Here is a 12,004-nt window from a genome sequence, read left to right on the forward strand (position 1 = left end):
CGCGCGTCTTGCTTACGATTCGCTTTTCCCTCCCTTGCCTCGCTTGTCGCCGTGTTTGTCGCCGTGTTCGCCATTGCCCGGCAGCACGGCCGACAACACCTGCCGCGCGGTCTCGACGATCACGTTGCCCTCGCGCGGATCGCCTCTCAGCAGCGTTTCGGCGAAATGCTTCGCCTGCTGCAACGTCACGTGCGGCGGCAGCGGCGGCACCTCGGGGTCGCTTTTCACCTCGAGCACGACCGGCCGGTCCGACGCGAGCGCTTCGTCCCACGCGGCGCCGAGCTGTTCCGGATCGTCGACGTAGATGCCCTTGAGGCCGAGCAGCGTCGCGAAGCGGTAGTACGGCACGTTCGGAATCTGCTGCGATGCGTCGAACTTCGGGTCGCCTTCCATCACGCGCTGCTCCCACGTGACCTGGTTCAGGTCCTCGTTGTTCAGCACCATGCAGATCCAGCGCGGGTCGGGCCACTGGCGCCAGTATTTCGCGACGGTGATCAGCTCGGCCATGTTGTTCATCTGCATCGCGCCGTCGCCGACCATCGTGATCACCGGGCGCACCGGATACGCGAACTTCGCGGCGATCGCGTACGGCACCGCGGCGCCCATCGACGCGAGACCGCCCGAAAGCGACCCCATCATCCCGCGCCGCATCATCAGGTCGCGCGCGTACCAGTTCGCGCAGGAGCCCGAATCGCTCGTCAGGATCACGTCGTCGGGCAGGCGTGGCGACAGCTCGGTAAACGCGCGCTGCGGGTTCACGCCGCGTCCGGCGCTCGCCTTCGCGGCCGCGCGCGCCGCGAGCGTCTCGTGCCAGTCATCGTTCCATTTCGCGATCCGGTCGCGCCACGCGGTGTCGCGGCGCTCGTTCAGAAGCGGCAGCAGCGCGCGCAGCGTCTCGGCGCTGTCGCCGACCAGGTTGACTTCCATCGGGTAGCGCAGGCTCAGCATGTCGGCCTTCAGGTCGATCTGCACGCCGCGCGCCTGGCCTTCCTTCGGCAGGAATTCCGAATACGGAAAGCCGGAGCCGACGACCAGCAGCGTGTCGCATTCGGTCATCAGCTCGTAGCTCGGCTTGGTGCCGAGCAGCCCGATCGAGCCGGTGACCCACGGCAGGTCGTCCGGCAGCGCGGCCTTGCCGAGCAGCGCTTTCGCGGCGCCCGCGCCCAGCCGGTCGGCCACCGCGATCACCTCGTCGGTTGCCTTCAGCGCGCCGGCGCCGACCAGCATCGCGACTTTCGACCCCGCGTTGAGCACGTCGGCCGCGCGTCGCAGGTCGTCCGCATACGGCACGACTTTCGGCGCGGTATAGCCGACCCCCGAATGCACGGTGCCGTGCGCGCGCTTGGGCGGCGCGTAGTCGAGTTCCTGCAGATCGTTCGGCAGCACGAGCGCGGTGACCGCGCGCGCACCGAGCGCGGTGCGCACCGCGCGGTCCACCAGATGGCGCACCTGGCCCGGCACCGTCGCAAGCTGAACGAATGCGCCCGCAACGTCCTTGAAAAGCGCGGGAAGATCCACCTCCTGCTGATAGTGGCCGCCGAGCGCCGCGCGCGCCTGCTGGCCGACGATCGCGAGCACCGGCATGTGGTCGAGCCGCGCGTCGTAGAGGCCCGTCACGAGGTGCGCGGCGCCTGGGCCCGACGTCGCGACGCACACGCCGAGTTCGCCTGTAAATTTTGCATGCGCGGACGCCATGAAGGCCGCCATCTCCTCGTGGCGCGCCTGGATGAATTCGATCTTGCCGTCCGCGCGGTTCAGCGCGCCGAAAAAGCCGTTGATGCCGTCGCCCGGGTAGCCGTAGATGCGGCGCACGCCCCAGTCGTACAGCCGTTCGACGATGAAATCCGCCACTGTCGCCATGCCGTTTCTCCTTGGTTGGGATGAGCCGATGGGAGGCGCTCGCGCAAGGCACGTGCCGCCCCGCGTGGCGTCGGGCACATCGGTTGCACGCGATGTCCGCAAGCCAATAGCAAGCTGACCGGAGCGCAACGATGGCACTTTCCGCCGCGCCGGCGATCGACGACGTGCGCGCCCGCGCGTACCGCGTGCCGACCGACCGGCCCGAAGCCGACGGCACCTACGCATGGACCGCGACGACGGTCGTCGTCGTCGAGATCGACGCGGGGCCCGTGACGGGGCTCGGCTATACGTATACGGACGCCAGTGCCGTACCGCTCGTGACGTCGCTGCTGGCCGGCGTGTTGCGCAAGCGGCCGGTGGTGGACATCCCGGCCGCGGTCGATGCGTTGTGGCGGGCGGTGCGCAACATCGGCCGCGGCGGGATCGCGGCGACCGCGATTTCGGCGCTCGACGTCGCGCTGTGGGACGCGAAGGCGAAACTCGCCGACGTGCCGCTCGCGATGCTGCTGGGCCGCGTGCGCGAACGCGTGCCGGTATATGGCAGCGGCGGTTTCACGACTTACGATGCACCGACGCTCGTCGCGCAGCTCGACGGCTGGCGTGCCGAACACGTACGCGCGTGCAAGATCAAGATCGGTGTGGAAGATGTGCGCGACCTGTCGCGCGTGCGCGCGGCGCGCGACGCGCTCGGGCCCGGTGTCGACCTGTTCGTCGATGCGAACGGCGCGTATGCGCCGCGCACCGCGCTCGCGTTCGCGCAGGCCGCCGCCGATTGCGACATTCGCTGGTTCGAGGAGCCGGTCAGCAGCGACGACGTCGCCGGGCTGCGGTTCGTGCGGGAGCACGTCGGCCCGCGGGTTGACGTCGCGGCCGGCGAATACGCGTATACGCCCGACGATTTCCGGCGCTTGCTGGAATGCCACGCGGTGGACGTGCTGCAGGCCGACGCCACGCGCTGCGGCGGCGTCAGCGGCTTTCTCGCGGCCGCGGCGCTGGCCGATGCGTATCACGCCGACCTGTCCGCGCACTGCGCGCCCGCGCTGCACCGGCACGTCGGCTGCGCGGCGCCGCGCCTGCGTCACGTCGAATGGTTTCACGATCATGTCCGCCTCGAGCGGATGCTGTTCGACGGCGCGCCGACGCTCGTCGACGGCGCTTTGGAAATCGACGCGACGCGCACGGGGCTCGGCCTCGAATTGCGCGCCGCCGATCTGCTGGATTTCGCGCGCTGAATACGGACGAGGAGGAACGATGCGACACCCCCGACGTCGCGCCGCCGAGCGTGACAGGTTGCTGGCCGACGCCGCACGGTTGCTCAATCGCAGCGCGCTGCTGCTGGCCGGCTCGGTGCTCGCCGACAGCGGCGTCGAGCACTATCGCGGCGCCTTCCACAATCGCGCGATGCTCGCGCCGCTCGCGATGTCGACGCTGTCGGTAATCGCGAGCGTGCACGGTCACGCGGACGACACGCCCGAGCGTCATCGGTTGCGCGACGCGGTGCACGTCGCGTCGGCCGCGGTGGGCGTCGCCGGCTCCGCGTTCCATCTGTACAACGTGACGAAGCGGCCGGGCGGATTCAGTTGGCACAACCTGTTCTACGGCGCACCGCTCGGCGCACCGTTCGCGCTTTTGCTGTCCGGCGCGCTGGGCGCGGCGGGCGAGCGGCTGCGCGAGAGCCCGGCCGATGCGCCGCGGCTCGCCGGACTGCCGGCCGGGCGCGCGCTGGCCGGGCTCGTCACGGCGGGGCTCGTCGGCACGCTCGGCGAAGTCGGGCTGCTGCATTTTCGCGGCGCGTTCCAGCATCGCGCGATGTTCGCGCCGCTCGTCGTGCCGCCGGTGGCCGCGCTGGCGACTGCTCAACTCGCGCTGTCGCGTCCGCGCGCCGAGCGGCGCTTCTGCCGCGGGTGGCTGCGCGCGACGGCCGTGCTCGGGTTCGTCGGCGTCGCGTTCCATGCGCGCGGCGTCGCGCGGCAGATGGGCGGCTGGCGCAACTGGTCGCAGAACCTGCTGTCGGGTCCGCCGCTGCCGGCGCCACCGAGCTTCACCGCGCTCGCGATCGCAGGGCTTGCCGCGACCGCGCTCGCCGAACGGGAGGCGTCATGAGCGACGCAAGCCGCAAGCCCGTCGGGTTGCCGCGCTATCCGGGTTACGACGTGCTCGCGAAGCGCGACTCGCCGTCGTGGAACGATGCGACGCGGCGTGCGATCGATGCACGTCTGCGCATCGCGGCCAATGCACCACGCCATCTCGATGCCGAACGATTTGCGTCGCTCGCGGCGTTGTGTGCGCGCATCGTGCCGCAGCAGGCGGGCGGCGCTGGCGCGATCCCGACCGCCGCATTGGTCGACGCGCGGCTCGCCGCCGACGACGGCGACGGCTATCGCGATGCACGCCTCCCGCCGCTGCGCATCGCATGGCGGACGGGCCTCGCCGCACTCGACGCGATGGCGCGGCACGCGCATGGCTGCGCGTTCGCGGCGCTCGGCGCACGCGATGCCGATGCGTTGCTGCACGCGGTGCAGAACGGCCGCATCGATCCGCAGGTCGCGCCGGCCTGGGCCGGCATGGACCCGCACACCTTCTTCATGAAGCGCGTGCTGATGGATATTTGCGGCGCGTATTACGGCCATCCGTTCGCGTGGAACGAGATCGGCTTCGGCGGCCCTGCGAGCCCGCGCGGCTACGTGCGAATGGATTTCAACCGACGCGACCCATGGGAAGCGGAAATGCGCACGGAGGAGGGCGATCGCGATGGCCGCCGATGAACCGCTGTCCGCCCCGACGCCGCGCGGCCGCGACGGTCGTGCGCCCGATCCGCTGCGCGTGGGCGGCTGGTCGCCGATGCGGATGTTCCGCGACGACGACGCGGTCGACTTCGTGATCGTCGGCACCGGCGCCGGCGGCGGCACGCTCGCGTGCAAGCTCGCCGAATACGGTTTCTCGGTCGTCGCGCTCGACGCGGGCGCGTGGTGGCGGCCGCTCGAGGAATTCGCGTCGGATGAAACGCATCAGCACAAGCTGTTCTGGACCGACGAGCGGATCTGCGACGGCGCCGATCCGCTGACGCTCGGCACCAACAACAGCGGCCGGGCGGTCGGCGGCAGCACCGTGCATTTCGCGATGGTGTCGCTGCGGTTCCGGCCCGAGTGGTTTCGCTCGCGTAGCGCGCTCGGCTACGGCGTCGACTGGCCGCTCGACTGGCGCGAAATGTGGCGCTACTACCGCGAGGTCGAACAGGCGCTGAAAATCAGCGGGCCGGTGAACTACCCGTGGGGGCCGCCGCGGCCGCGCTATCCGTATCGCGCACACGAACTGAACGCGGCCGCGCTCGTGCTCGCGCGCGGCGCCGAGGCGATGGGCATCGACTGGACGCCGACGCCGCTCGCGACGCTCTCCGCGCCGCGCGGCCGCGCGCATCCGTGCGTGTATCGCGGCTTCTGCATCGCCGGCTGCGCGACCAACGCGAAACAGAGCGCGCTCGTCACGTGGATACCGCGCGCGGTCGCGGCCGGCGCCGAAGTGCGCGATCTCGCGATGGCGCTGCGGATCGACGCCGAAGGCGATCGCGTGACCGGGGTGCACTACCGGCGCGACGGACGTACGCGGTTCCAGCGCGCGCGCAACGTCGTCGTCGCCGGTTATGCGATCGAGACGCCGCGCCTGTTGCTGCTGTCCGCGAACGGGCGCCATCCGCAGGGGCTCGCGAACAGCTCGGGCCTCGTCGGCCGCTACCTGATGGCGCAGCTCAACCAGGCGTCGTGGGGGACGATGGACGACGAAGTGCGCTGGTACAAGGGGCCGCCGTCGCTGTCGATCACCGAGCACTGGAACTACGCGGACGAAGGCAAGGATTTCTTCGGCGGCTATTGCTGGATGAGCCAGGGGCCGCTGCCGATCGAATGGGCGCGCAAGGTCGCCGCGCGCGGGCTGTGGGGCGATGCGCTCAAGCGCGAGATGGCGCGCTACAACTTCCAGGCCGGCCTGAAGATCGTCGGCGAGACGCTGCCGCGCGCGGACAACCGCGTGACGCTCGCCGACGAGCGCGACGCGTTCGGGCTGCCGGTCGCGCGCGTCACCTATTCGTACGACGACAACGACCGCCGGATGATCCGCCATGCGCTCGCGCAGATGGGGCGTTCGCTGGAAGCGGCCGGCGCACGGGGCATCTGGCACGAGGAGGACGACACGTGCCATCTCGCCGGCACCGTGCGGATGGGCGGCGACCCGGCGACGAGCGTCGTCGATGCCGACTGCCGTAGCTGGGACATCCCGAACCTGTGGGTGTGCGACGGCTCGGTGTTTCCGACGGTCGGCGGCGTGAATCCGTCGCTGACGATCCAGGCGATCGCGTGCCGTACCGCCGACCGCATCCGAGCGCTGGTCGCGCGCGGCGAGGCCCATGCGCGTGCGCGATGGCGATGAATTGCGCGGCGCAGCTCCGCTGGCGGCCGATACGACGTGCGCGTGCGAGCCACGATGCCGCACCCGCTCCATTCACTTTCTTGTCGAGGATTCGTCTCATGCCTGCATTCAACCGTTCATTCATACGCCGCGGTGCAGCCTGCGCGCTGCTGGCGGCGTGCGCATCGGCGCTGCCGGCGGCGGCCCAGTTGCGCCCGCCCGATCCCGCCAGCGTGCCCGACACGTCCACGCAGGCGTTCAAGCGCGCCGACCGAAAGATGATGGAAGCGATGGAGGGCGCGCCATACACGGGCGACGCCGACCGCGATTTCGTCGCGCACATGGCGCCGCATCACCAGGGCGCGATCGACATGGCGCAGGTCGAGCTCAAATACGGCAAGGACCCGACGCTGAGGCAGCTCGCGAGCCGGATCGTCGCCGCGCAGCGCGACGAGATCGCGTTGATGGAGCGCTGGCAGAAGGAGCACGGCAAGACGCCGTGAACCGCGATGCGAGACGTCGATACGCGGCCGGCTGTACCGGCGGTTCAGCATTCGGCAAGCGGCGAAACCGGCCCCGCGCCGACGCAATGGCCGCCAGCACGGTAGTCGCGGCAGGAGGCATGATGCATGGACGACAAGCGTGTGGCAGAAGATCGCTCGATCGACAGCGTGGCCGACTACATGACCGTGATCGGCGCGCAGCGGCAGACGATGGCGCTGCGCCTGTTTCGTGGCCAGTGCAACGCCGGCTGGCCGCTCGTGCCGGGTATCGCGCGGCAGCGCGCGTCGCCCGACGTCGAAGCGCTGATGCTCGACGAATTCATGCGGCGCGCGCTGCCGCATCTCGAACCCGGACAGAACCTCGATGCGTGCGACTGGCTTGCGCTCGCGCAGCAGCACGGGATGCGCACGCGCCTGCTCGACTGGTCCGGCAACGCGCTGGCCGCGCTGTGGTTCGCGGTGAGGCGCGCGAGCGAATCGGGTGGAGACGGCGTGGTATGGTGCCTGTCGCACGATGCCGACGACATCGCGACGGCCGCCGAACGGCGTGCGCCGCTGGAGGTCACGCGCACCAAGGTGTTTCGGCCTCGCCACGTGATGCCGAGGATCACCGCGCAGGATGGCTGGTTCACGATTCACCGTTATGACGCGCGTGACGAGCGCTTCGTGCCGCTCGACGAGGACGCGGATCTCGCCGGCCGCCTCATGCGGATCGTCGTGCCGGGCGCCCGGTTCGCGACGATCCGGCAGGAGCTTGCGGGTGTCGGCGTGAGTATCGCGACGATCTTTCCGGATCTCGACGGCATCGCGCAACTGACCGACACGCGCTATTTCCCGGGCGACGAGGACACGCATGCGCCGCGGTAAAGCGTGCACCGGCGTGGGGGGCGGGCACGCGTAATGCTGGGCTCGACGGCGCGTACACACGGACCGACCCCCAAGTCTCCAGCTTGCGATCGGTTCGCGGCGGGCGATGCGGCGGCTCCTGCGCACATTCCAACAAATCATCGAATCCGGAGGCTTTCATGCGCGAACCCAACGAACCACCGAGCGACCGTCGCGACACGGCGTGCGGGCCCGGAGCCCGTTCCCGGCCGGCCGGGAACACCGTCACCCGCGCGTTCGAACGTTTTGCGTCGGGCGTGACTACGTGGGCGGGCTCACCGGTGGCGTTCGGGAGCGCGGTCGCCATCACCGTGCTGTGGCTCGCGAGCGGGCCGGTGTTTCACTACTCCGACGCGTGGCAGCTCGTCATCAATACCGGCACCACGATCATCACGTTCCTGATGGTGTTCCTGCTGCAGCGCAACCAGAATCGCGACAGCGTGGCGTTGCACCTGAAGCTCGACGAACTGCTCGCGGTCACGCGCGCGGCGAGCGACCGGCTGATCGGGATCGAGGATGCGTCCGAGGAAGAATTGCGCGCGTTGGCGCAGACCTACGTCGAAATGGCGCAGCGCGCGGCCGAGCGCGGCGAGGACGAGCCGGGCGAGAAGCGTGCGGAAACGGCCGACGCGCCGCCCGAATCGTGATCGTCGGATCGTCTGATTTTCCGATCGAGCGATGCGCGGCCCGATGATTTTTCAAACGCTTGTCGTTTCTGGCGCCGCCTCGCGGCGCGAGCGCGTGCACGCGATGCGCGCAGCGGGGAACGACATGTGCTGCATACCGAAACGAAGCCCGGTCGTTCCGGGTATTGCCTACGGTGCTTCCATGAACTCCAGAACTCCTTCGAATCCGCTGTTGAATCTGGCGGTGGCCGTCGCCTGCGGGGCGGCCGCGATGTACTTCCTCGATCCGTCGTCCGGCCGGCGTCGCCGTGCGTATCTGCGCGACAAGGCGGTGGCCGGCCGGCACGGCGTGGCCGACTACACGAATGCGCAGGTGAAGCGGGCGGCCGACCATGCGCGCGGTGCGATCGCCGGCCTGCGGGCCGACTGGCTCGCGGGCGATGCGAACGACGTGCAGGTCGCCGAGCGCGTGCGTGCGGCGTTCGGCCGGCTCGTCGGTCGCCCGCGCGACATCGACGTGAGTGTCGAGCACGGCAACGTGTGCCTGACCGGACAGGTCGAGGAGGCCGAACGGCAGGCGCTGATCGACGGCGTCGCCGCGCTGCAGGGCGTGCATCACGTCGAGGACGCGATGGGCGCGCGCAGCGAATACAAGGTGCCGCCCGACGGTCATTCGCACTGACGCGGCCGCGGCTGCCCGCCTCGGCGGGGGCCGGCGAACGAGTACGACACGCATTCGGCGCACGCACGGCCGCCGGTACGACGGCAGCCTGGCGCCTCAACCGGAGCAAGCCCATGATCGACCGCCAGCCCTCCGATACGACATCCCCGCCGCCCGAGCCCGGCGCGCACGACGCGCTCGAACACCTGCTCGGCAGCCTGCATCGGCACGGCTTCCTGCGCTTCGCGAACGAGGTCGTCAGCGCGAACGCGCGGCTCGCCGACACGTTCGTCGACGCGCTCGACAAGCCCGGCATGCAGAGTGGCATGCAAAATCTGGCGATGCTGGTGACGGCGCTGTCGCGTATTCCGCCGGAACAGTTCGGTCGCGCCGCGTTCGCGGCGGCCGACGCGCTGCATCACGTCGGCGCGTGGCAGCCGGGACAGCACGCGCATGTCGCGCCCGGCGTGCGCGGCATTTATCGGCTGCTGCACGACGAGGCGCTGTGGGATGCGCTGACGCCGCTGCTCGAAGGGTTGAAGGTGTTCGCGCAAGGGCTCACGCGCGATCCGCAGCCGCCGGCCGCCGGTCTCAACGAGACGACGAAAGACGCGTGAGCGCGTCCGGGTCCGGTTGCGGGCCGCTGGCGACACACAGGCCCGCGAACTGACGGATGATGCGCTGTGTCGGCGCGCTTGCCGGCCAGTGCGCCACCGCGTCGATGCCGACCCAGCGGCACAGCGCTATTTCACGTCCCGGGCACGCGTGCGCGCCGCGCGGCAGGCTCGCGACGAAGACGTGATGGCGTTTCACGCTGCCGTCCACGTAGAAGAAATACGCGAGTTCGAGATCGGCAAGCCCCGTTTCCTCCCGAAGTTCGCGATGCGCGGCGTCGAGCGCCGATTCGCCGCGCCGGATCACGCCGCCCGGCAGCGTCCACCGCGACGACCGCCCGCGCGCGACCAGCAGCACGCGCCGGTTGCGAAGGCAGACGATAGTGGCGCGTTCCTTCGCCAGCGGCGCGAGCGGCACCGCGCGAACAGGGAAATCGGACGGGTCGGGTAGCGTCATGCAGGGCAGGCGGCCGGTGATTGAAAGATCCATGCGCTTGTGCCGCAAGGTGCGTGCCTGCGTCGCGCTCGCGCGGAGCCGCGTGTGAACGTTTCGGCCGAACCTGTCGATCGTCGCCCGCGATTTTTCAACGGCTTGTCATTTCTGCCGCCGTTTCTTGCAGCCGATTCGGGAGCGTGGACGGGGGGCGACGCGCGGCGATCACGCGTCGCCCTGTTCGCCGTGTTCGCCGGATGGCGGACGATGGGGCGGCGTCCCGTTTTCCGTTCCGTCCGGTTTGCCTTCGGCGGGGTCGCGCGCACTGCGCGGCGGTGGCGTGCTCGTGCCGCGGCGCTTGCCCTCGGGGCCGGGCGTGCTGTCGCCGCGATCTTCATCGCGTGTGTCGGTGTCGAGTGAGGTCGAGCGTGTCATGGTTCGCGAGTCCTGTCGGAGCCGTTGAAGCGTACGGATCGCGCATCGGACGTGCCGCGGTCGAACGAAGCACGTCGGCGGGCCCGCTGCTTGCTTGATCGCGCGCTTGAGGTCGGCGCGGGCAATGACGCTCGCGCCCGCCGCCAGGAGCCCCGTTTCATGCCCGATGCGATCTTGTTCCCGTTATCCGTTCGTAAGCGATCCGGCGTCGTGCTCCGGCGCGCGATGACGCCGGGACGGTACGGCGCCGGCCAGCCGGACGCGCTTGCGTCGGCAATGGCCGGCGTCGTACCGTCGACGCCGCTGCGCGTGCCGTGGCCGGCGTTCGAGCGCCGGCCTGCCGCCGTCGCGCGGGCGGGTGACGGTCAGTCCGGCGGCGGCTCGGGCGCCGCGCCGGGCGGCAACGGCGAGCGGCCGACCGACGCGCCGGGCGGCGGGGGCGGCGATCACCATCCGCACGACGATCGCGGCGGCCGCACCGGCGGCGACGGCGACGGCAACGGCAACAACGGCGAAGGCGAACGCAAACGGCCCGGCAAGAAGCCGTTGATCATCCTCGGCGCGGTGGTGTTGGTGCTGCTCGTCGGCGGGCTCATTTGGTGGTTCGCCACGCGCAACCAGGAAAGCACCGACGATGCGTACACCGACGGCAACGCGGTCGCGGTCGCGCCGCACGTGTCCGGCTACGTGACGCGGCTGGCGGTCGACGACAACACGTTCGTGCGGCGCGGCGACGTGCTCGTCAAGATCGATCCGCGCGACTACCGCGCGCAGGTCGACGCCGCGCAAGCGCAACTCGGTCTCGCGCAGGCGCAGCTCGACGCGGCGCGCGTGCAGCTCGATATCGCGCGCGTGCAGTATCCGGCCCAGTACCGGCAGGCGCGCGCGCAGATCGAATCCGCGGAAGCCGCATACCGGCAGGCGCTCGCCGCGCAGGAGCGGCAGCGCACGGTCGATGCGCGCGCAACCTCCCAGCAGGCGATCGACGCGGCCGACGCGCAGCGCGCGACCGCCGATGCGAACGTCGCGATGGCCCAGGCCCAGGCGCGCACCGCGAGCCTCGTGCCGCAGCAGATCCGGCAAGCCGAGACGGCCGTCGAGGAACGCCGCCAACAGGTGCTGCAGGCGCGCGCGCAGCTCGAAACGGCCAACCTGAACCTGTCGTACTGCGAGATGCGCGCGCCGTCCGACGGCTGGGTCACGCGGCGCAACGTGCAACTGGGCTCGTTCCTGCAAGCGGGCACGTCGATCTTCTCGCTCGTCACGCCGCGCGTGTGGATCACCGCGAATTTCAAGGAGTCGCAGCTCGAGCGGATGCGCGTCGGCGACCGCGTCGACGTGTCGGTCGACGCATATCCCGATCTCGATCTGCACGGCCACGTCGACAGCATCCAGCTTGGCAGCGGCTCGCGCTTCTCCGCGTTCCCGACCGAGAACGCGACCGGCAATTTCGTGAAGATCGTGCAGCGCGTGCCGGTGAAGATCGTGCTCGACGGCCCGCTGCCGAACCGTCCGCCGCTCGGTCTCGGCCTGTCGGCCGTGCCGACCGTCCACCTGAAATGACCGGTCGCCGTGCCGCGGCCGGT

Annotated in this window: 13 protein-coding genes; 10 read left to right on the top strand and 3 right to left on the bottom strand. The window is 70.2% G+C overall.

Annotated features, from left to right (window positions below):
• Positions 1-12: 12 nt before the first annotated feature.
• Entirely contained in the window at positions 13-1,860 is a 1,848-nt protein-coding gene (locus tag CFB89_RS30930) for a thiamine pyrophosphate-requiring protein (protein WP_089471272.1), read from the bottom strand.
• A 131-nt stretch (positions 1,861-1,991) separates the two neighbouring features.
• Here CFB89_RS30930 and CFB89_RS30935 point away from each other — a divergent pair, with 131 nt between their 5' ends.
• The 9 genes from CFB89_RS30935 to CFB89_RS30975 all read left to right on the top strand — a co-directional run bounded on the left by CFB89_RS30935 (position 1,992) and on the right by CFB89_RS30975 (position 9,553).
• Complete coding sequence (locus CFB89_RS30935) at positions 1,992-3,092, top strand: enolase C-terminal domain-like protein (protein ID WP_089471273.1); 1,101 nt, start codon at positions 1,992-1,994, stop codon at positions 3,090-3,092.
• Positions 3,093-3,111: 19 nt separating this feature from the next.
• The gene (locus tag CFB89_RS30940; RefSeq protein ID WP_089471274.1) at positions 3,112-3,963 is read left to right on the top strand and encodes a hypothetical protein; all 852 of its coding nucleotides are present in this window, start codon (positions 3,112-3,114) and stop codon (positions 3,961-3,963) included.
• Positions 3,960-4,625, top strand: a complete 666-nt coding sequence (locus CFB89_RS30945; RefSeq protein ID WP_089471275.1) for a gluconate 2-dehydrogenase subunit 3 family protein — start codon at positions 3,960-3,962, stop codon at positions 4,623-4,625. Before CFB89_RS30940 ends, CFB89_RS30945 begins: the two co-directional genes overlap by 4 nt.
• Positions 4,612-6,282: a GMC family oxidoreductase gene (locus tag CFB89_RS30950; protein WP_089471276.1), complete on the top strand. Its 1,671-nt coding sequence runs from the start codon at positions 4,612-4,614 to the stop codon at positions 6,280-6,282. Before CFB89_RS30945 ends, CFB89_RS30950 begins: the two co-directional genes overlap by 14 nt.
• Positions 6,283-6,380: 98 nt before the next feature.
• Positions 6,381-6,764, top strand: coding sequence for a DUF305 domain-containing protein (locus CFB89_RS30955; RefSeq protein WP_089471277.1), 384 nt, complete (start codon positions 6,381-6,383; stop codon positions 6,762-6,764).
• A 126-nt stretch (positions 6,765-6,890) separates the two neighbouring features.
• A complete protein-coding gene (locus tag CFB89_RS30960; protein WP_089471278.1) occupies positions 6,891-7,631 on the top strand; it encodes an FRG domain-containing protein in 741 nt (246 codons plus the stop codon).
• A gap of 158 nt (positions 7,632-7,789) precedes the next feature.
• Positions 7,790-8,296 (top strand): low affinity iron permease family protein, encoded by a 507-nt coding sequence (locus CFB89_RS30965; RefSeq protein ID WP_089471279.1) that lies wholly within the window; start codon positions 7,790-7,792, stop codon positions 8,294-8,296.
• A 181-nt stretch (positions 8,297-8,477) separates the two neighbouring features.
• On the top strand, positions 8,478-8,957 hold the full coding sequence (locus CFB89_RS30970; protein WP_089471280.1) for a BON domain-containing protein: 480 nt from the start codon (positions 8,478-8,480) through the stop codon (positions 8,955-8,957).
• A 113-nt stretch (positions 8,958-9,070) separates the two neighbouring features.
• Positions 9,071-9,553: a hypothetical protein gene (locus CFB89_RS30975; RefSeq protein ID WP_089471281.1), complete on the top strand. Its 483-nt coding sequence runs from the start codon at positions 9,071-9,073 to the stop codon at positions 9,551-9,553.
• On the opposite strand, the gene CFB89_RS30980 is transcribed toward CFB89_RS30975, so the two are convergent.
• Together CFB89_RS30980 and CFB89_RS30985 are read right to left on the bottom strand one after the other, a co-directional pair.
• Positions 9,528-10,040, bottom strand: coding sequence for an NUDIX hydrolase (locus CFB89_RS30980; RefSeq protein WP_373559884.1), 513 nt, complete (start codon positions 10,038-10,040; stop codon positions 9,528-9,530). The two genes, CFB89_RS30975 and CFB89_RS30980, sit on opposite strands and share 26 nt — an antisense overlap.
• Before the next feature lie 168 nt (positions 10,041-10,208).
• On the bottom strand, positions 10,209-10,418 hold the full coding sequence (locus CFB89_RS30985) for a hypothetical protein (protein ID WP_089471283.1): 210 nt from the start codon (positions 10,416-10,418) through the stop codon (positions 10,209-10,211).
• Positions 10,419-10,577: 159 nt separating this feature from the next.
• Here CFB89_RS30985 and CFB89_RS30990 point away from each other — a divergent pair, with 159 nt between their 5' ends.
• Positions 10,578-11,981, top strand: a complete 1,404-nt coding sequence (locus CFB89_RS30990) for an HlyD family secretion protein (RefSeq protein WP_089471284.1) — start codon at positions 10,578-10,580, stop codon at positions 11,979-11,981.
• The last annotated feature ends 23 nt before the right edge of the window (positions 11,982-12,004 follow it).

It is taken from the genome of Burkholderia sp. AU16741 (assembly GCF_002223345.1).
GTDB lineage: Bacteria > Pseudomonadota > Gammaproteobacteria > Burkholderiales > Burkholderiaceae > Burkholderia > Burkholderia sola.